The sequence below is a fragment of the Peribacillus sp. NPDC060253 genome (assembly GCF_042727425.1).
In the GTDB taxonomy this organism is placed as follows: domain Bacteria; phylum Bacillota; class Bacilli; order Bacillales; family DSM-1321; genus Peribacillus.
The window spans coordinates 1-21,326 of the sequence record NZ_JBHXAS010000087.1 but is presented as its reverse complement, the minus strand read 5'-3'; the positions used below and the strand labels follow the sequence as shown (position 1 = coordinate 21,326).

Here is a 21,326-nt window from a genome sequence, read left to right as displayed (position 1 = left end):
TTCTACATCTTTTGAATGATTAAACATCTTTAAAATAAAAAGTGCACTTAGAAAAAGTACTGAAATTCCTACAATAAAATAATAAATACCTTTGGGCATATACTATCAAAAAAATACTACCCAGAGAAATAGGACAATATATTTGCTTGATTTTTTCATCATTAATTAATCATCCTTTAAATTTAATGAAAATCTATCCAACCATTATTTGGCCTCTTATCTCTTTTATCAAGTTGTTTGGCAATCTGATTGCCAACATCTAAATAATTTAGTGCAATAGTTACACAAGCACTGTAGCTAAAGCTAATTTTGGATCTCCCCATGCTTTTAAACGACTAACGACAGTTTTTGTAATACCTTTTCTGCTTCTTTTTTACCTTTTTTGATAATAAATGTTTGAATATCCCCTACACCGCCGCCTATAGCAAAGCCAATTGCTCCGTTAAACACAGCGCCAGTAAACTTTACACCAACTTTCACCTGTACAGCAGGTGCCTTTTCAATGGCAAATGTTTTGTCAAAAATCTTTTTTGCAGAAACTTCTATTTCATCATTTTCAAATGTTGTTGTGCTAATTTCTTCAACTTGTTCTTTGTCAGTTAAAAGAAAGGAAATTGGGCCGGGACCTTGAAAGGGGATCAAAAAAGGCGTTAGGTAAGGAAAAAGTTTGCGGTTTTTTGCAGCATGAGTTACAATCAATTACAGATATTATAAGTCTGTAATAGTTTTAATTATGAGGTGCATCAATGAAGTATTCAAAGGCAACCAATTATGCACTCCATACAATGGTGCATTTAACGATGGAACCAAAAGGTCAGACGGTAAGCGTGGAGCAATTGGCCTACATGCAGGATTTGTCTCCGACATACTTGTCAAAGATTTTGACGAAGCTTGTGAAGGCAGGATTAATTGAATCAGTGCCAGGAGCAAAAGGCGGCTACAGTATTTCACGCCGCGCGCAGGACATTTCGTTTCTGAATGTTATTGAAGCGGTGGAGGGTCAGTCGGTGCTGTTCAACTGTGGGTTTGACCATGACGAAAGCGAATGTTTAATTGAGCGCGTGATGATCGAGGCGGAAGGCAACATGAAGAAAGAACTAGCTGAACGAACGATTCAAAGCATTGCGGAGCAGATAGAAAAAAGACATTGTCATGAGACAAAAAAAGAAAAATAAATTTTTTTGCACAAATTAAAGATATTAAGGGTCTTTAATAGATTTTATAAAGAAGGAGTGTTTCATGTGTTGGATTGTGTAATTATTGGTGGAGGACCTGCTGGACTGAATGCCGCGTTGGTCATGGGACGTGCTGGACGGAAAACAATTTTGTTTGATGAGGATAAACCTCGAAACCGGGTGACGCAGGAGTCGCACGGATTTATCACACAGGATGGGGTAAAGCCTTCAGAGTTCAAGAAGCGGGCAAGAACGGATGTCCAGAAATATCCGTCTGTCTCCATTAAGGAGGAGCGGGTGGAGATTATTGAAAAAGCCAGTGGTGTGTTCCGGATTCAAACGAAAGGCGGAACGGATTACACGGCGAAAACAGTGCTTCTTGCAACAGGTCTTCGGGATGTTTTGCCGGAGATTCCAGGCATTCAGAATGTATACGGAACGAGTGTTTTTGGGTGTCCATTTTGTGACGGCTGGGAAATGCGGGGCCAAGCATTGGCGGTGATTGCGGAAAATGAACGGGCTTTTCATATGGGAAAACTGCTGTCAAACTGGAGCCGTGATGTAATTGTGTTTACAAATGGCTATCAGGTGCTTGATGAGGAGAAGGATATCTTGGCTCGGCAGCACGTGGCAGTCGTGGAAGAAAAGATTGAAGGTCTTGAATCGAAAGGAGGGCAGCTGACATCGATCCGACTGAAAAACGGACAGGAAATCCAAAGGGAGGCAGGAATTGTGGTGACAGACTTGGTGCAGTCTGCTCCTTTTGCGGAACAGCTCGGCTGCGAGGTCACTCCAAACGGCGGGATTAAAGTGGATTCATTTGGACGAACAACGGTTGAAGGGGTATATGCATGCGGAGATACATCACTCAGCACGCCTTCTCAGCTGGTGATTGCGGCGGCGGAGGGCAATAAAGCGGCGGCTGGAGTCATCATGGATTTTGTTGAAGCTGCATTTCTTTAGGAGGCATAAAATCCTCGAATGCATAAGAGTTTTTTTGCTGAAAGTTTTTAAGGTACAAAACCTTCTAAAATTCCATAAATGTTATTCACAGCAAATTATAGAAGTGGATGAATAGGTTTAAGGGTGTTGCAACTAAATATATCAGTAACTATATGTACTGGTTCAAATGGCTGGACCTATTTGGAAATGATAAAGAAGCAATAAAGGTAAAGAACTTGATGGTTCAATGTAACGTAGCCCATGCTTATACAAAAACAACAGATTTTTAAGAAAGAGAGCCAATATTTGTAAAGGAGATTGAGGTATGACAGAATTCTGGGAATCAAGTTTTATAGAAAATCAAATGATGTGGGGATTTGAACCTTCAGACTCCGCAATCTTGACAAAGGACTTTTTCCTTGAGAAGAAAGTTAAGGATATATTGATTCCTGGTATTGGATATGGTAGAAACGCAAAGGTTTTTATTGACAACGGAATAAATATAACAGGTATTGAGATTTCAAAAACAGCGATTGATTTGGCAAGGCAAAATGGGCTTAATATTAGTACTTTTCATGGTTCAGTAACCGATATGCCTTTTGATAACAAACTTTATGATGGTATATTTTGTTATGCACTTATTCACTTATTGAATAATCGTGAGAGAGATAAGTTTATTGAAGATTGCTATAATCAGTTAAAGCCAAACGGATATATGATCTTTACTACTATTTCAAAAGAAGCCCCAATGTTTGCAAAGGGCAAACAACTGGGTAAAGACTATTTCGAGATAATGGAAGGGGTAAAAATGTTTTTTTATGATTCTGATTCGATAAAACAAGAGTTTGGAAAATATGGATTGATAGAATTTTCGGGAATTATTGAGCCACATAAGAATATGGAAAATAAACCTCCATTTAAATTTATCATGGTAAAATGTCAAAAAGAATTATAGTTAGACATCGGCAGGGTATGAGTTCTGTATTAACAGAGCTTATACCCTTTAATTTTGCTTTAATCCTTATAGTGGTTTTACTTTCAATGACCGTACTACATACTTTTGCTTTACATTAGCCAGATCAGAATCAATGGTGACTTTTTCTCCTGTATAAATATCACCCTAACCTATCGATCATCATGCCCTAAATCCGGTGAAAAACTGAAAAGAATGGAAATTCTAATTATTCGTTTTTTATCTGCTATAATTCTATTATCTATCAAATTGCACTTTATAGGGTGTCTACAATGAAAATCATAAAGAATTTGTTTCAATTTATTAACCAAAGCATTACGAGAAAATACTTATATATCTTTACATTGGTTTTAATTATTCCAATTATTTTGATTTACAATCTTATAATCGGATATGCGGAGCAAACAATAAAGAAAGATATCGTTGCACAAAACCGTTCAAGTACGGATATGATTGTCAAGAGACTAAATACAGAGATGACGGATGTTGTATTACAGCTCCAGTTGATAGCTGGAAAAGATACGGATACACAACTTGATTTGGATCGAATGTATACTCAATCTAAGCAAGCGATAACACAAAGTTCTATTATCCATTCTATCTACTTTTTAGACCAAAGCAGAAAGTTAAGATTTGAAGCTCCCTTTGATCAAAAGCCGTCTCTTCTTTACTATGATTATCCGAATTTTGAGCAAGTGCGCTGGAGCCATAATTATGCTGTTTCAGATAATATTCAGAACTACTGGGGAGTTAATGTTGTAACAATTTCCGTTCCAGTTTTTTCGAAAAATAAAGAATTTCAGGGAGTACTGATAGCAGAAGTCAGTAAAGATTACTTGTCAGAAGTATTGAAAAGTGTAAGTTTGAGCAAGGGACATTTTAGCTATATTACCGACAGCTCAGGAACTGTCATTGCTTCGACGGCAGAGAATCAAATTGGTCAAACTTTTTCTTTACAAGTGTTAAGCGGCTTTTCAGAGTCTATGGAGATTAATTGGCAAAAAGAACGAAGTGTTGCCGCTTATCAAGCAATGCAAGATGGATGGGACCTCGTCTATGGGGTGCCGGAACGAATAGCCTTTGAACCTATCCACAAGCTTTCATTTGCATTAAGGATTAGCTTTATTACCATTATGGTTTTATGTTTATTTTTTACTTGGTTGGGGATGAAAAGTATTTTGTATCCAATCATTCGTTTGACTGAATATGCCCGAACATATCATCCACTTCGTACGTATATCCCTTTAAACGAGAACAAAAAGGAACGGCCAGACGAACTTGGACTGTTGACTAATACGATTATAAATATGGGGAACAGCAATTACGAAAAGCAAAAGATGCTGGAGGAGAAAGAGCGTTATCTTTACGACGTCCTTGAGGGGATTCCTTATGGTATCATCACCATTAATCAAGAGAGTATCATCACTTATGTAAATGTGCAATTTGAAAAAATGGTCCACCATAAACGAAATGACATGATTGGAATTCATCTTAGTGACTTGCCTATCAAATCTGAAACTGGGGACTTTGTCTTATTGCAGACAGTAAACTCTGGAAAACAGGGTGAAGAAATGGAAAGCAATATTGTTGATGCAAAGGGCAACAAGAGAATTATTAAAATTACGACCTCTAGGTTTTACAATGAAGACCTGCAAACGATTGGTATTATTGCTGTCATGCAGGATATTTCACAAATGAAACTACTGGAGGCCAGATTAAAACAAAGTGACAAACTGGCATTGATCGGTCAAATTACAGCAGGACTTGCTCATGAAATAAAAAATCCACTGGCCATTTTATACGGATCGGCCGAGATGTTATTGGAAGAAGCAGAGGAAAGCGAATGCTCAGAAGAAATCAAGGAATTATCGGCTGATATTTATGTTGTTATAAATAGAATGAAAGACATTATAGACAATTTTCTTAACTTTGCCAAAGTAAATAAGAAGCAAAGAGAAAATATATCTCTGCAAAGTATACTAGAAGAAATTATCCATCTGCTGAGAGTAAAGCTAAATGAAACGAAGATCCAAATCATCAGAAATTATGAGAACGATTCTTATATAAAGGGAGCTTATGATCAATTAATACAAGTATTCTTGAATTTAATTTTAAATGCAATCGAAGCAATGCCTGATGGTGGATCGATTATCATCACAATAAGGGAAGAAAATATAGACGGCCAAGGTAATGTATGTGTCATCATTGAGGATACTGGCATTGGAATTAATGAACAAGATTTAGAATGGTTATTCAATCCTTTCTTTTCAACAAAGGAAAGCGGATCAGGTCTTGGACTTACGATTGCCCGAGACATTTTGGCCGAGCATGATGGCGAACTTAAAATGGTAAGTGCCATAGGAAAAGGAACCATCACGACTTGCCGATTTTTAAAAGAAGAAATAACGGAAACCACAAGTGGGAACGTATAAATCTTTGCACAAGCGAGGAGGGGCACCATGACAGTTACTTGGAATGTATTAATCGTGGATGATGAAGGGCAATTATGTAAGTTGATCGCCCGTAAATTACAAAAGGCACATCTTCGTACTTTTGTTGCACAAAATGGACAAGAAGCTTTAAATATCATAAGTAAAACAAAGATCGATGCCGTTATTTTAGATTATATGCTTCCAGATATGACAGGGATAGATGTCTTAAAAGTCATTAAAAAGGAAAAAGATATACCCGTTATCATGTTGACTGCTTATGGAAATGTTGAAAGCGCTGTCTTGGCGATGAAGCTAGGAGCAACTGATTATTTAAATAAGCCGATTGAACTTGAGGAACTAAAAAATATTGTCGTTAAGGTATGTCAGCAACCTCGGGGGGAGGACGATGTTAGGCTGAGTACTCAAAGGTTTGTGTCCCAAAGTGAGAAGATGAATAAAGTGATGGAGCTGGTACAACGTGTAAAGGATACAGAGGCAAGCATTCTTATTCTTGGAGAGAGCGGTGTTGGAAAAACGGCCTTGGCAAAATGGATTCACGAAAACAGTGTTCGCAAGGACAAGCCATTTATAGCGATTAACTGTGCAGCCATTCCAGAAACGCTACTGGTAAGCGAGTTGTTCGGTTTCCGAAAAGGATCCTTTACTGGAGCGACATCCTCACAAAAAGGGAAGTTTTTGGCAGCAGATGGGGGAACGATTTTCTTGGATGAAATCGGGGAAATATCATTAAGTATGCAAGTTAAACTCCTCCATGTTATTGAAGAAAAGAAAATAATGCAACTTGGGAGCAATGAGTACCATTCATTGGACGTAAGAATTATTGCCGCTACAAATAAAAGCTTGAAAAAATTAGTCCAAGAACAGAAGTTCAGGGAAGATTTATATTACCGTCTTAATTTGATGGAAGTTGAAATTCCTCCATTAAGAGATCGCAAAGAAGATATCATCCCGCTTGTATATCACCAAATTGAAAAACTAAATAAAAAATACACAAAACAACTTGCCATTCATCCAAAGGTGGTGCAACAATTGTCATCACACCTTTGGCCAGGGAACATTCGGGAGCTTTTAAATACGATAGAGCGGATGCACATCCTAAAGCGTATAGGAACGATCGATTTAGCCGATTTAGAGGACAGCTATACTAACAAGCCATTAATCCATGTTGATCACACACCATCCATGTACAATGAGCAAAAGGCGATAAGCAATAATCTTTCACAAGTATTGGAAGAGGTAGAGGAACAAATGATTAAAAAAGCACTTAATGAAACAAACGATAATCAAACAAAGGCGGCAGAAAAGCTGGGAATTGCACGTCATACTCTTATTTATAAAATGAAAAAAATGGGGATTAAACCATGACTCTAACATCGAGGAAGAGGATATCTTGAGCAGTTTTTTTAAAGTGTGTAGAGTTTTCGTGATTTTTATATGCTGCCTATTTTTATTGTCTTGTAACGACTCCCATTCTTTAGATTTAACCAAAAAAGAAAACCAGCTAAAACCAGAAGAAACATCCGAAAAGCCAGTTATACAGATCGGGTCCAAAGCGTTAACAGAACAATATTTGCTAATGAAAATGACTGCATTGCTATTAAAATATGAAGGTTTTAGCGTAAAAGAAATTCGCTTTCTAGACAGTCCTTCCATTAGACAAGCGCTTGAACAAGGATATATTGATATGTACTGGGAATACACAAATACAGCTAGAATGTACTATCATAAAAAGTCTCCTGTTTATAATGGGGATCAATTGTATAATCTCGTAAAAGAAGAAGATGCGATGAGCGGGATCACCTGGTTAAATCGCAGTGACTTTAATAGTAGCTGGAGACTTTTCGTTACCCGTAGCTTCGTGGAAAAACATCATATTCATACCATTAGCGATCTGATGAAATATATACAAAGAGAAGAAAAGAAAATAAAGATTGCAACAAACGAAGAGTTTTTGATTAGAGAAGACGGTTTTAAGCGTTTAAACGAGGCTTATCATATAGACATGGGGAAAGAGAATGTGATTGCCCTTGATTCGAAAATTCTTCCATTGGCAGTAAAAGAGGGAAGAGTGGATGTGGCTGTTGGGATGGGATCAGACAGCCATATTGAGGAATATGGTTTAGTTGTATTAAAGGAGGATAAAGTGGTGTTTCCACCTTATCATGCTGCGCCTGTCATGTTAACGAAAACAATGAAAGAATATCCTGTCGTTCGTGAAAAATTAAACCGCCTTTCGGCTGAATTAACAAATGAGAAGATCCATCAATTAGTCTATAAGGTAGATATTCTTCATCAAGATGTATCGAAGGTAGCCTATGATTTCTTAGTTACAAATGAATTGATTCAAAAATGAGCCTGCAAATGCAAGGCTTATTTTTTTTTGAGTGCGGATTTGCAGAAATCAATTTTTTTGTAGAGAACATCTACACTGTAGGAATTTTCTACAGTCATTGTGTAGAAAATTTCTACAATTCAAAGTCTTCACACTAAACGAGGCTGTTATGGCGCCACATAAACAGTTGGCATGGTACTTGCAATATTAGTTTGGCAAATAGACGTTCATAGGAGGCGTAAACATGAAAATTACAGGTATTGAGATCAAGCATTATTTATTGCCACTAGATCCACCATTTAAGGCAGCGTGGGATCCGGAACCGAGAAGAAAGTTTGCATCAACTGTGGTGTATGTTCATACGGATGAAGGCATTACCGGTGTTGGATCTGGAGATCTAATGATGGGGTTTGAAGGTCATGAGCATTTATTTATCGGTCAAGATCCATTTGCCATAGAACGACATTCACAGGTCATTCAAAATATAGACTTTCATTATGGACGTTGTTGGCCTCTGGATTTAGCACTTTGGGACTTAATTGGAAAAGCGACAGGACAACCAGTTTATAAATTACTTGGTGGTCGTTCAAATAAATTGCTCGCTTATGCTTCGACAGGTGAAATAGTCACCCCGGAAGAGCGTGCAGAACGTGCCGTATCTTTTGTGGAACAAGGTTTCAAAGCAATGAAAATTCGCTTTCACCATAAAGATGTAAAAGATGATATTAAAGTGGTGGAAGCTGTACGAAAAGCAGTTGGAGATAAATTGGAAATCATGGTTGATGCGAATCAAGGTTGGAAAATGCCATGGGATGTTGAACGCACCTGGGATTTGAAAATGGCCTATCAAGTCGCAAAAGAGCTTGAACAGTTAAATGTTTTTTGGTTAGAGGAACCACTTCCATCACATCATTTTGAATTAATGGCAAAGTTGCGTGATATGGTCGGGATTCGTATCGCAGGCGGCGAAATGAATCGAAATTGGCATGATTTTAGAGAAATGAATAAGAGTGATTCACTGGATGTATATCAACCGGATGTTGCTTTATCAGGAGGAATTACACAAACGAAAAAAATTGCGGAGCTTGTGCAAGGTAGCGGTGCGTGGTTCAGTCCCCATACTTGGACTAATGGCGTTGGTCTTCTAGCTAACTTACATCTAGCTGCAGCAATTGGTCATTGTCCATATTTGGAATTTCCTTATGATCCGCCAGCATGGTCGAATGACCGCCGCGATTATATTCAAAAGGACCGCTTAATGATTGACGCCGAAGGCTATCTAGTCGCGCCTGAAAAACCAGGCTTAGGGATTGTGTTAGACGAAGAAGCATTAAGCAAGTATGAAGTGAATCATTTTTATGTAGGAGAAAGTCAAAAAGTCTCTATTTAATAGGGTATTCGCTTTCTAAATATGAAACTACTATAGAAGGGTGAACAGAAACGTGAAAAAATACCAAGCATATATTCAAGGACAATTTATCCAAAGTGAAGACTATATGGATGTCACATACCCAGCAACTGGTCAAGTAGTTGCTCAAGTGTCATCTTGTACAAAGGAAGAAGCCGAACAAGCCATTCATGGTGCAAAACAAGCTTTTCCTTCATGGAAAGGGTTACCTTCATACAGAAGAGCAGAATTCGTCATGAATCTTTTAAACGAAATGCGAAAAGAAGGACCATTGACTGAAATTGCCACAGCTATTACTCAGGAAATGGGAAAACCACTGTCTGCTGCAAAGTCGGAAGTATTCTATGCGGCAGATTTAGGTGAATACCAAGCGCAGTGGGCACGGCGCATTGAAGGGGACGTAGTTGATAGTGATAATACAAATGAAAAAATCATTTCCTATAAAGAACCTCTTGGTGTTGTTTTAGTCATAGTTCCATGGAATTTTCCCATTTACGTATTAATGAGAAAAATCATTCCAGCACTTATTTGCGGTAATACGGTTGTCATCAAACCGAGCGTGAAATCACCCTTATCTGCATTAGAACTTGCACAATGCATTCATCAAGCCGGCTTCCCGGAAGGGGTTATTAATATCGTGACAGGGGCTGACGAAGTTGTAGGTGAAACATTAAGTTCTTCGGATCAAATCAATATGGTGACTTTTACCGGAAGTACGAGAGTGGGTAAAAGCATTATGGAAAAAGCATCTCGTCAGATGGTCCGTACTTCGCTCGAGCTTGGCGGTAAAGCACCTGCCATTGTGATGGAAGATGCGGATATCGACTTGGCTGTCCAGGCCATAAAGGGCGGACGGCTTGCAAACTCTGGTCAAGTCTGTAATAACACCGAACGTGTATATGTCCATCGAGACATAAAAGAAACATTCACAAAAAAACTAGTCGAAGCTTTTCAATCTGTCCGAATGGGTGATGGGCTTATCGATCCTGATGTTGAAATGAGTTGCTTAATAAGTGCTCATGACGTTTCGCGCGTTCACAGCATGGTACTAAGGGCCGTTGATGAAGGAGCCTCAATTTTATGCGGTGGCAGCTTAGTAGAGGGAATGACTGATAGTTTTTATCCTCCAACTCTTTTAGATCAATGTACTCAACAAATGAATATCGTTCACGATGAAATTTTTGGCCCTGTGCTGCCTATTATTACATTTGATACGTTAGAAGAAGTCATAGAATTGGCTAACGACTCACAATATGGCTTAACGGCAAACGTGTACTCAAACAATTATCAATATGTGATGGAACTAACAACGAAGTTAGAATGCGGCGAAGTATATGTAAACCGTCAACAGGGCGAAGCATATCAAGGGTACCATGCAGGTTGGAAGCAATCAGGTATTGGCGGCGACGATGGAAAACATGGATTTGAAGAATTTTTACAAATCAAAACGGTTTATCTTAAGTTTTAATTGATGAAGCTTTTAAAAATGGACAAGGTGTGCATTTTGTAAGTAAAAGGATCGAACAGGTAAGGCTTTATTGTCACAAAAGAATAGTAGGAATCATAACCAAACCATTCGTTCACCAGATGAATGGAGGAGTCATCATAGATGAAAAAGTAGGAGGATATATCGTGAGTATTTCTTTTGATTTCATACCTAAAACGCAGATTGCATTCGGAATTGACCGCTCTTTACAAATTGGAACAGATGTAAAGCGAATTAGCGGCCAGAATAAAGTTGTTCTTATTACAGACCCCGGTGTAATGAAAGTTGGTCTTTCTGATATCATTTTGAAGGCCCTCGAGAATGATGGGGTAGAAACCATTGTCTTTAGTAATGTGCAAAGTGATCCAACAGCAGCATCTATTGATGAAGCGGCAGAACTTATTCGTCGGTCCGGTGCTAAATGTGTAATTGGACTGGGTGGGGGCTCTGCAATGGATGTAGCAAAAATGGCCTCGCTTGTAGCAGGAGCAGAACATCCGACAATACATTATGCGCTTATGGCACATCCATTTGCACCAAAGAGCATTAAATCGATTATGATTCCCACAACTTCTGGAACAGGAGCAGAAGTAACAAGTACGGTTGTCTTTTCTACGGACGAAAAAAGAAAGGTATGGGGATGGGATGCGGATATGGCACCGGAACTGGCCATTTTAGAACCGAAATTCACTGTAGCCTTGCCGGACTTTTTAACAGCAGCTACAACCCTCGATGCCCTTGTTCATTCGATTGAAGCCTGCGCTGGAAAAAGATCGAATCCATTTATTGAAGCATTAAGCTTACAATCGATTCGATTGATTGCCAAACATTTTGAAACAGCGCTGCAAAACCCTGCCGACCTAGAAGCACGAGGAAATCTCGCACTTGCAGCAACCCTCGCAGGCATGGCCATCGAGCAAGGTGGCACCGGAATTGCTCATTGCATCGGTCATGCGCTCGGAACTCTAGGACGGATTCATCATGGACGTGCTGTCTCCATTGCTTTAACTGCTGCATATCCTTGGAACGCAGAAGAATCCACCCAAATCCATGCTGAAATCGCCCGTGCTCTCGGTGTTAAAGAAGAAGGATTGACAGAGAAGGAACTAGCTCTAGCAGGGGCGAATGTGTTTAACCGGTTAGTGGAAAACAGCGGCTTAAAGATTTCACTTCAAGATGATGGTTTAAGCGTAGCTGACATTGATCGACTTGTTGAAATCGCCTTATCAGAGGAAAATACGCCAATGCGTTTAAATAATTGCCGTGTGGCAACTAAAGAAGAATTGAAAGAGTTTGCCAGCAAGATCTTAACACCTTCACCGGTTAATGCTTAAAAAGGAATTTGGTATTTTGGAAGTTTCTTATTTTTATCATTTCGAAATGGATGAATGTAAATCATCCATTTCGAAATGAGAGGTGTAAGCGCTTTCTATATTGATGGATTAGGAGGGGAATTATGAAAAATATCCGACACTTAGTGTTTTGGCCGCCGTTTTTATTACTGTTAGGTGCCGTTATACTTAGCTTTACCAATAAAGAAGCGTTTATAAAAATAACGACCGATGCAAACAATTGGGTCATTGCAAACCTAGGAGGAGTATTTAGTATAAGCGGATTACTCATGGTAATAGCGTGTATTGCCACTTACTTTTCTCCACTAGGAAAAGTTAAAATTGGCGGTGCAAATGCGAAACCCATCTTGAGTTTCAAAAACTGGTTTGCCATCACATTAACCACAACCATTGCTTCTGGTTTAACATTCTGGGGAATCGTTGAGCCTGTGTACCATGTATCAGCACCACCAGAATCCTTGGGAATTGAACCAAATAGTCCTGCAGCGGCTATCTTTGCCATGTCAACGATGTACCTTCATTGGACAATTACACCTTATGCCATCTATTGTGTACCTATTATTGTTTTTGCGTTTACTTATTATAATATGCGTAAACCATATAGCTTATCGTCTACATTATCACCTGTTCTAGGTAAGAAATTGGAAGGGAAAAGCGGACAAGTGATTGATGCCGTCTGCCTATATACTTTGGCTTTGGGGATGGCAGCTTCCATGGGTACAAGTACGATGAGTCTAGCCGGTGGAATCAAAAGCCTGACTGGAATACAAAGTACACCCGTTGTTTGGGGAATTATTACACTTGTCGGAACAGCTATTTTTATTGTTTCAGCATCAAGTGGATTGACAAAGGGAATCCGAATTTTATCGAATATTAACGTTAAAGCTTTCTATGCTGTTGCCTTATTCCTTCTAATTGCAGGACCGACTTCTTATATGCTGAATTTAGGAACGGAATCATTCGGTTACTACTTAACACACTTCTTTGAGAAGAGTTTATTTACAGGAGCTGCAGCTGGAGATCAATGGCCACAATGGTGGACAACGTTTTATTGGGCTAACTGGTTTTCATGGGCAGCGATTACGGCTTTATTTCTAGGGAGGATTGCTTATGGATATACGGTAAAAACAGTAATCTTTGTCAACTTTATTTTGCCGGCATTATTCGGCGGCATCTGGATGACGATTTTTAGTGGAACATCGATTAAGATGCAAGTGGATGGGGGAGCACTCGCAGGAGTATTGAATAACAGTGGTCCTGAATCGGTTTTATATGCCGTATTTGAGGCGCTGCCTTTCGCTCATATTGTGATTCCTTTTTATTTATTCATCGTTTTCCTTTCCTTTGTTTCGGGAGCGGATGCAAATACCGCAGCAATGGGTGGCATCAGTTCGTCTGGCATCTCTCCAAAAAGTCCCGAACCAGGAATTTTAATTAAAGCTACTTGGGGAATAACCGTAAGTTTTGTTTCATGGATGATGATCAGCTTTGCGAAAATTGACGGGATTAAAATGCTCTCTAATCTTGGTGGTGTACCAGCTCTTATATTGGAGCTCGGTGTATTGATTGCACTCTACAAAATCGCAAAATCTCCTGAAAAATATGATGTTACGGATCAAAAGAAAATCGAAGAAGACCAAGACTTAATGGATTTAGAGAAAAAAAGTGAAGTCATCTAACCAACGATAAAAGTGCAGAAAACCGGGGCAAGAATGCTGCCCCGGTTTTCTTTGTTTGTATCGCCTAAAATAGTTAGCTTAAAACGAAAAGTACTGGAATACCTACAATCTTTACTGAATTCTTTTACTTCTATCATGATATAGATTAATTAATTCTGCATTTTGCTTATTCATCTTTTTCACATTCTTATTAATCGTGGCCAATTCCCATAGAACAGCTAATCCAAAGATTAGCATAAGCGTTAATAAATCCATTGTTGCCCTCCTATTGATGTTGTGTACCTTTAATTAAATGATTCTTTTCACTTGGATTCAATTTCTCAACTCGGGAAGGCAAGTTTTTTCTTTGATAATAATTGTTTTGAATCAATGCATATATCACTAAAAAAGTTCCCAGTAATTCGAAGTATGATAGTGATCCTCCTTGGATAAAAACGATGACCAACGTGGTTATTGGAACTAAATTGATAAATAGGATCCCATTAATTGGCGTTAGAAGTTTAATGCCTAAATTCCAGCTTAGAAGGGCTATGGCACCGGGGAAAATAATCATGAAGATCATCTCACCATAAATGGATTGCATAACTTCTGCTGTAGGGACTGACAGGCCCATTGCAGTTGCGAAGAATGTAATGATTGCTGATACAGTTGTTCCTAAAATGCACGTTAAAGTCGAATAGCGGAGTGTTGACCATCCATTGAATTGGTCGCCGCCCATCGTATATATAACCCATCCTATAACCCCGATAAGAATGAAAAGGATAGGGATGATGCTACCTTTCAATAAAAATAGGAATGATATGTTGCCATTGGTAATAACAAGAATGGCCCCAATCAAGGCAAGGAACATGCTGGCGATGGTATATTTCATGGGTCTGGCATTTTTGAAAACCCACATTATTAAAATGGAAATCATGGGCATTAATGATTCCATGATGGAAGCAACAATTACCCCGTTATGTCCCAGTAAGTCTTGACCGGCGAAAATGAGAAAGTTGTATACAGTAAACGCCATCGTTCCAAAAAACAATAATTTCTTACCCTTCCCTTCCAGGCAAAATGACTTCTTCCCCTCTTTAATTAAAAGCAATATCGCTAAAATTACGCTAACAGCTAAATATCGCAGAAAAGAGAAATAAAAAGGATCAATATACATTAGGGCCCTTTCTGCAACTGGAAACATGGCTCCCCAAGAAATGCTGGCTGTCAAACATAAAAGTGCACCGATTAAAACTTGATTTTTTTTCATAAAAGCTTACCCCTCAAAAATAATGATTGATTAAATTCCTATACACACCTTATGATAAAGTCATTATCATGTAAAATGACTTAAAATGAATATAATCATCATTATTAATGATAGTTGAGAAAGGGGTCACTTTTTTGGAAATGCGGGATTTACAAATATTCCAGTGCGTCGCTAAATATGGAAGCGTAAGTAAGGCGGCTGTTGAGTTGAATTACGTCCAATCCAATGTAACGGCGAGGATTAAGCATTTAGAGCAGGAGTTACGGACACCTTTATTCAATCGACATAAACGTGGTATGTCTTTAACTGCAGAGGCCCGAAAAATGCTGGAGTATGTAAACAAAATTTTGCTTGATGTGGAAGAACTCAAGCAAGTATTCCTGGATAGTGAAACACCTACAGGGATATTGAACATCGGTACAGTTGAAACGGTCAGCGACCTTCCTATGATTCTAGCCTCTTATCATAAACAGTATCCAAATGTCGATTTATCCATAAAGGCGGGATTAACCGAAGACCTAATTAAAGATGTCATTGAACATAGGATGGATGGCGCTTTTGTTACAGGACCGATTAAGCATCCGCTCATTCAGCCATACGATGTATGTACAGAAAAACTTGTATTAGTTACAAGAAATGAAACATTTGACCTTGAAGAAATAATAACAGAACCATTTTTAGTATTCAGTCAGGGTTGTGGATATCGCTCTAAACTGGAACAATGGCTGAAAGAAGAAGAAGTGATGCCCAAAAGGATCATGGAGTTCAATGTATTGGAAACGATCTTAACCAGCGTAACACTCGGCCTTGGCATTACCCTCGTACCACAATCAGCGGTAACTCACCTTGCAACCACTGAAAAAGTGCACGTGCATGCAATTCCGGAAGAATACGGCAATATCTCGACTATCTTCATTCACCGTAAAGATGCTTATATGACAAACTCCATGCAAAGCTTCTTGCAAACCATTGAAGCTCATCATGAAAACCGATTTAAACAAAATCTTGGAACCACTCATGAGCTAATATGAAGGAAGGAGCGTGGCGTATTCTTTACATAGAATGATAGAGGATCGCTGAAACCGTTGATTATTAGGCTGCAAAACTATTAGGGGTGGTGAAAACGTATGGATGAAAAAGATTGTTTAATTTTGCAATATTTATATAAAGACCAGAATCTTACAAAAGCTGCAGAACGACTTTACATGACCCAACCTGCTTTAACGTACAGAGTAAGACAAATTGAAAAGGAATTTCAGACTGAAATTCTGGCTAAAAATGGTAAAAATATTAAAATGACACCTGCTGGAGAATATTTGGTCAGCTATGCAAAAAAAATGCTCATAGATTTACGTGAAACAAAAGAGTATTTATTGAATATGGGAAGTGAAACGAAGGGGAGTTTGAAATTAGGGATAAGCAGCCATTTCGGACTTTATAACCTGCCTTCCATTTTAGGAGAGTACATGGGGAATTGTCCTATGGTCCATTTAAATGTTGATACGGGATTCAGTACGGAAATGATGGAATTGCTCATCCAAGGGGAGATTGATGTTGCGATTGTAAAAGGCGATTATGAATGGTTCGATGAAAAGTATCTTCTCGAGGAAGAAAAAATATGCATCATTTCAAAAGATGAGATACCTGTCGATAGCCTTCCAGAATTTCCGATGATTAATCGTAAGGAGCCGAATGTTTTGCTGAAATATAGAAATATTTCGCAAATTCCCTCCGAAAAAGGTATAGACTACTGGTGGAATGAAAGGTTTACGTCACCTCCTTTCATGATGATGCAAGTAGATAGCTATGAGACATGCAGGGAAATGGTAAAAAGAGGGCTTGGGTACTCCATTATTCCCCGTGTGTTTCTACAAAAAAATGATGACTTGTACTCCCATGATTTGGTTTTAAAAAATGGTGAAGAACTAAAAAGAAGAACTTGGATGCTATACCGACAATCATCCTTACAATTAGCCAGTGTTTCCAAGTTTGTGAGTGAGATCAAAAAGCTATTTTACTAACACATATAGACAAAGGAGAACACCTATTTTTTGGTTGTTCTCCTTTTTGTGTTTGCGACCAATGAATTTATAAATATTCATGATGATTACTATTTAAACTATAAAAAAATTTTTTAGTTTCATAAAAAAACCTTAATTTTACTTATCAATAAAGTGAACGTAATATTATGAAAAAGAAACATTTAATTTTCTGAATTTTTTGGAGGTTGTATATTTATGTCAATGCATGTTGTGGAAGGAAAGAAATCGATTCAATCCGCGGTTGAAGCCCGTGATGCTGAATTGCGTGAGCTTGCATTAAAGATTCATGCTCATCCAGAACTTAGTTTCCATGAATTCGAGGCAATGAAATGGTTGGTGGAGCCATTAGAAACAGCAGGCTTCTCGGTTGAAAAAGGTATTGCAAATTTAGAAACTTCATTCAGGGCAACATGGGAGGGGCATCCTGGTGGTCCGACGATTGCCATTTTAGCTGAATATGATGCACTTGCAGGACTTGGTCATGGATGCGGCCATAATATTATTGGGACATCAGCTATTGGCGCAGCATTGGCACTGAAAGATGCTCACCCTGACCTTCCCGGAAAAATCATCGTATTAGGGACGCCTGCAGAAGAGGAAGGCGGAGGGAAAATTTTAATGGTAGAGGATGGGGTTTTCGATCATGTGGATGTAGCCATGATGTGTCATCCGCAAAAACAGACCATGGTATTACGTGGTGGATTAGCATGTGTGGATGCATCCTTTATGTTTCATGGAAAAGCATCACACGCGTCTTCTTCTCCCGAAAAAGGAATTAGTGCTCTGGAGGCAGTCATTAATACTTTTGTTGCCGTCAATTCGTTGCGTCAGTTTTTTAAAGATGATGTAAGAATCCATGGAATCATAACAAAAGGCGGGGATGCAACAAATGTAGTTCCTGCTTATTGCGAGGCTGAGTTTTTATTGAGAGCCAGTACTGTGGAAGAATTAAATGTCGTTCGTGAGAAAGTATATGCTGCAGCTCGTCATGCCACAGAAGCTGTAGGTGCAAGAATCGAGATAACCGAAGGTCTCATATATGCGGAACGAAATAATAATAAAGCACTAGCCGCCTTATTTAAAGACAATCTAGAGATGTTAGGGGAGGTAGTATGCGACCCGCCTGCAAAAGGAGGAATCGGTTCATCGGATATTGGTAATGTTGGACAAGTAACTGCAACGATTCATCCGTACATCAAAATAACGGATGACGCAATCACCCATACTCCGGAGTTTGTACAAGCAGCAGCTTCCGAGAAGGGAATGATCGGTTTAAATAAAGCAGCAAAGGCTTTAGCAATGACGGCATACGAAGTATGTATGAACCCTCAATACATTCATGAAATTCGAGAAGAGTTCGAAGTGTGGAAAGCTAATAAATCATGTAAATGAAGATAAGGGAAGATTCCGTTTTGCGGGGGATCCAGGTGAAAATAATGTAAAAGGTGGTACGAAAAATGAGTAAAGCTAGTGCTGAAAAAATAAAGAGTGAACCCCCATTCAAAAAAAGTAAAATAAAAATGCCACACACATTTGTCATTATTATTTGTATGATCTTATTTGCAGCTGCTTTAAGTTATTTAGTGCCCGCAGGTGAGTTTGACAGAGTGGAAGATAAAAAAACAGGGAATACGGTAGTAGTCGAGAATTCGTACCATTCGGTAGAGGACAACCCCATTGGTATATTTGATATTCCTCTAGCCATTGTACATGGCCTTATTGATGCAAGTGATACTGTATTCTTTATTTTCATTGTCGGCGGAGTATTTCAAATCATTAATTCCACAGGTACGATTGAGGCCGTGGCTGCAAGGGTTGGAAAGACTTTCATGAACCAAGGAATTGTCATTATTCCTATTTTTTTAACTTTATTTTCAATAGGGGGATTCACCATTGGCATGTCGGCTGAAGTCATGGCGTTTGTACCAATTGGCATTGCGATTGCAAGGTCATTAGGCTATGATGCCATGACTGGAACTGCCATGGTGATGCTCGGTGCAGCTGTAGGCTTTACAGCTGGTCTTCTTAATCCTTTCAATGTAGGAATTGCCCAAGCCATTGCTGAAGTTCCGATGTTCTCCGGGATGTGGTTACGTGGGATCATCTTGGTTGTATTATTAATTGTCACGAGCATTTATATCATTAGATATGCAAAAAAAGTGAAGATTAATCCACATGCCGGTATTGTGTATGACTTAGAAAAAGAAGAAAAGCATGAGAATTTGGATATATCCTCTTTATCCTCCATGAAACCTAGACATTACTTAACGATTATTGTCGTGTTGATAGGATTTAGCTTCCTGATTTGGGGTGTCTCCAAAAAAGGCTGGTGGATGGAAGAATTAGCTGCATTTTTCTTATCTTTAGGTGTTGTTGTTGGGTTTTTATCTAAATATGGTCCGAGCAAAATTGCCAGCGAGTTTGTACAGGGGGCAAGGGATATTACATTCGGAGCCTTTATTGTTGGGCTTGCAAAAGGAGTAGTCGTGGTGCTAGAGCAAGGACATGTCATCGATTCGGTGGTAAACGGACTTGCCGCAACAGTAGGCCATTTGCCAAGTTCGATCCAAGTTCTTGGCATGTATATATTTCAAACCATCATGAATGTGTTCATTACTTCAGGAACGGGCATGGCAGCAACGACCATGCCGATTTTAACACCACTTTCCGATTTGATCGGTGTTACAAGACAAACGACCATCCTCACTTATCAGTTAGGAGATGGTCTATCAAACTGCATTCTACCTACCTCTGCCATGCTTATGGGAAGCTTAGCAGTCTCTAAAATCAAATATCAAGAATGGGTAAAGTTTTTCTGGCCCTTGTTAGCGATATGGATCGTTATAGGTGCGGTATTTATATTAATAGCTGATTTCATTAGGTACTAAATCTTATCATTTATGAAATGATAAGTGGTGAAGGATGTATATTGGATAAACAGAATATGAATGATGGGGGGCAGCTCTTTGGCTGCTCTTTTTTTGAATTGATCAGGTGAAGAAGGATAAATGATTGGCTTAGAGAATAGTTATGAAAAGGTGTCATACGTTCGAATCTTAATCGTTCTTCATATCTTCAAGCATGGAGTGTATCTTAGTTGCCAATCTATGCAATCCTAGAAAACAACGGGCATTAAAAATCAGACACATATCAGCGACATTTGGAAGATAATGAAAACCATAACTTGAATTACATAATATCCAAAGGTAACGTCATTCTACAAATTTGATAGAAAATAGGTGAAGCAAGTGAAGTTGGATACATTATATAAGACATATCAACCTTATCTTTTTTCCATTGCATACCGGATGCTTGGATCTGTTACCGACGCAGAAGATATCGTTCATGATTTATTCCTGCAGCTTAAGCTTGATACAGAACAAATTAAGGACATGAAAGCATATCTTGCGAAAATGACGACAAATCGCTGTCTGAACTTTTTAAATTCAGCCCGTAAGAGAAGAGAGGTTTACACAGGACCTTGGTTGCCTGAACCTCGGGTAAACGACACAGAGCAGCCTTTAGATAAGGTTGTAACGGATGAAACGGTTGCTTATGCCTTCCTCGTTTTACTGGAACAACTTTCGCCTGTTGAAAGAGCTGTTTTCGTACTTAGAGAAGCATTTGCTTACAACTATGAGGATATTGCCGAGATGCTCGAAAAGAATGAAGTGAACTGCAGAAAGATCTACAGCCGGGCTAAGCGGAAATTACAGAATGATATGCCAGTGCAACCGGAGGATACTAAACAAGTCGATCTTTTGGCAAAAAAATTCATTAAAGCATCTACGACAGGAAACTTTGAGGAGTTTTTGGATATTCTTACGGAAGATGTTGTACTTGTTACTGACGGCGGAGGAAAAGTGATTTCTGCATTAAATCCAATTGTAAATAAACAGCGTGTATCCTCCTTTCTTAAAGGAATTTCCGCTAAAGGAAGTTTCATAGGAGAACTGCTTCCAGTAATGGTCAATGGTCAGAAAGGGATATTACAAATAAAAGACGGGCATCCAATCAAAGTCATCTGCTTTGAACTAGATTCAAAACAACAAAATATCCAGAAAATCTTTATTGTTTCAAATCCGGATAAATTAGATCATATTCCCGTTCCATAATTAGGATAGACTGTGAGCTCAAATGTGAAGTGAACCCAAAAAGTTAGACACTTTATTTAATTAGGCAGCCTTGAGGGCATGAATCCGGTAATCTACCGGGCTCATGCCTTTTAATTTTAC

General features: G+C 38.8%; 18 protein-coding genes and 1 pseudogene. 16 read left to right on the top strand and 3 right to left on the bottom strand.

Annotated elements, in window-relative coordinates:
* Positions 1-327: 327 nt before the first annotated feature.
* On the bottom strand, positions 328-699 hold the full coding sequence (locus tag ACFWE9_RS19515) for a hypothetical protein (protein WP_377358311.1): 372 nt from the start codon (positions 697-699) through the stop codon (positions 328-330).
* 47 nt (positions 700-746) lie between these two features.
* Between ACFWE9_RS19515 and ACFWE9_RS19510 the strand changes: the two genes are divergently transcribed.
* The 11 genes and pseudogenes from ACFWE9_RS19510 (at position 747) to ACFWE9_RS19460 (ending at position 13,800) form a co-directional block, all read left to right on the top strand.
* On the top strand, positions 747-1,175 hold the full coding sequence (locus tag ACFWE9_RS19510; protein ID WP_230160704.1) for an Rrf2 family transcriptional regulator: 429 nt from the start codon (positions 747-749) through the stop codon (positions 1,173-1,175).
* A 66-nt stretch (positions 1,176-1,241) separates the two neighbouring features.
* The gene (locus ACFWE9_RS19505) at positions 1,242-2,138 is read left to right on the top strand and encodes an NAD(P)/FAD-dependent oxidoreductase (protein WP_230160702.1); all 897 of its coding nucleotides are present in this window, start codon (positions 1,242-1,244) and stop codon (positions 2,136-2,138) included.
* Positions 2,139-2,212: 74 nt separating this feature from the next.
* Positions 2,213-2,407 (top strand): annotated as a pseudogene (locus ACFWE9_RS19500) (IS1595 family transposase); the annotation flags it as partial.
* 35 nt (positions 2,408-2,442) lie between these two features.
* Positions 2,443-3,072 (top strand): class I SAM-dependent methyltransferase, encoded by a 630-nt coding sequence (locus ACFWE9_RS19495; protein WP_377358308.1) that lies wholly within the window; start codon positions 2,443-2,445, stop codon positions 3,070-3,072.
* 290 nt (positions 3,073-3,362) lie between these two features.
* Complete coding sequence (locus tag ACFWE9_RS19490) at positions 3,363-5,522, top strand: sensor histidine kinase (RefSeq protein ID WP_377358306.1); 2,160 nt, start codon at positions 3,363-3,365, stop codon at positions 5,520-5,522.
* Positions 5,523-5,549: 27 nt separating this feature from the next.
* Complete coding sequence (locus ACFWE9_RS19485) at positions 5,550-6,908, top strand: sigma-54-dependent transcriptional regulator (RefSeq protein WP_377358304.1); 1,359 nt, start codon at positions 5,550-5,552, stop codon at positions 6,906-6,908.
* 25 nt (positions 6,909-6,933) lie between these two features.
* Positions 6,934-7,896, top strand: coding sequence for an ABC transporter substrate-binding protein (locus ACFWE9_RS19480; RefSeq protein ID WP_377358302.1), 963 nt, complete (start codon positions 6,934-6,936; stop codon positions 7,894-7,896).
* Between the two features lie 223 nt (positions 7,897-8,119).
* The gene (locus ACFWE9_RS19475; protein ID WP_377358300.1) at positions 8,120-9,265 is read left to right on the top strand and encodes a mandelate racemase/muconate lactonizing enzyme family protein; all 1,146 of its coding nucleotides are present in this window, start codon (positions 8,120-8,122) and stop codon (positions 9,263-9,265) included.
* A gap of 52 nt (positions 9,266-9,317) precedes the next feature.
* Complete coding sequence (aldA, locus tag ACFWE9_RS19470) at positions 9,318-10,751, top strand: aldehyde dehydrogenase (protein ID WP_230160691.1); 1,434 nt, start codon at positions 9,318-9,320, stop codon at positions 10,749-10,751.
* 164 nt (positions 10,752-10,915) lie between these two features.
* Positions 10,916-12,103, top strand: coding sequence for an iron-containing alcohol dehydrogenase (locus ACFWE9_RS19465; protein ID WP_230160689.1), 1,188 nt, complete (start codon positions 10,916-10,918; stop codon positions 12,101-12,103).
* A gap of 122 nt (positions 12,104-12,225) precedes the next feature.
* A complete protein-coding gene (locus ACFWE9_RS19460; protein WP_230160687.1) occupies positions 12,226-13,800 on the top strand; it encodes a BCCT family transporter in 1,575 nt (524 codons plus the stop codon).
* Between the two features lie 111 nt (positions 13,801-13,911).
* Here the strand turns inward: ACFWE9_RS19460 and ACFWE9_RS19455 are convergent, their stop codons facing one another.
* Together ACFWE9_RS19455 and ACFWE9_RS19450 are read right to left on the bottom strand one after the other, a co-directional pair.
* Entirely contained in the window at positions 13,912-14,055 is a 144-nt protein-coding gene (locus ACFWE9_RS19455) for a YrzO family protein (protein WP_230160685.1), read from the bottom strand.
* 10 nt (positions 14,056-14,065) lie between these two features.
* Entirely contained in the window at positions 14,066-15,049 is a 984-nt protein-coding gene (locus tag ACFWE9_RS19450) for a DMT family transporter (RefSeq protein WP_377358297.1), read from the bottom strand.
* Between the two features lie 134 nt (positions 15,050-15,183).
* Here ACFWE9_RS19450 and ACFWE9_RS19445 point away from each other — a divergent pair, with 134 nt between their 5' ends.
* The 5 genes from ACFWE9_RS19445 (at position 15,184) to ACFWE9_RS19425 (ending at position 21,206) form a co-directional block, all read left to right on the top strand.
* Entirely contained in the window at positions 15,184-16,080 is an 897-nt protein-coding gene (locus tag ACFWE9_RS19445; protein ID WP_230160681.1) for a LysR family transcriptional regulator, read from the top strand.
* Positions 16,081-16,176: 96 nt separating this feature from the next.
* Positions 16,177-17,070 carry a LysR family transcriptional regulator gene (locus ACFWE9_RS19440; protein WP_230160679.1) on the top strand — a complete coding sequence of 298 codons (894 nt, stop codon included), beginning with the start codon at positions 16,177-16,179 and terminating at the stop codon, positions 17,068-17,070.
* A 216-nt stretch (positions 17,071-17,286) separates the two neighbouring features.
* Positions 17,287-18,483 (top strand): M20 family metallopeptidase, encoded by a 1,197-nt coding sequence (locus tag ACFWE9_RS19435; RefSeq protein ID WP_377358295.1) that lies wholly within the window; start codon positions 17,287-17,289, stop codon positions 18,481-18,483.
* A 65-nt stretch (positions 18,484-18,548) separates the two neighbouring features.
* The gene (locus tag ACFWE9_RS19430; RefSeq protein ID WP_230160675.1) at positions 18,549-19,979 is read left to right on the top strand and encodes a YfcC family protein; all 1,431 of its coding nucleotides are present in this window, start codon (positions 18,549-18,551) and stop codon (positions 19,977-19,979) included.
* Positions 19,980-20,339: 360 nt separating this feature from the next.
* On the top strand, positions 20,340-21,206 hold the full coding sequence (locus tag ACFWE9_RS19425; protein WP_230160674.1) for an RNA polymerase sigma-70 factor: 867 nt from the start codon (positions 20,340-20,342) through the stop codon (positions 21,204-21,206).
* Positions 21,207-21,326 lie beyond the last annotated feature (120 nt).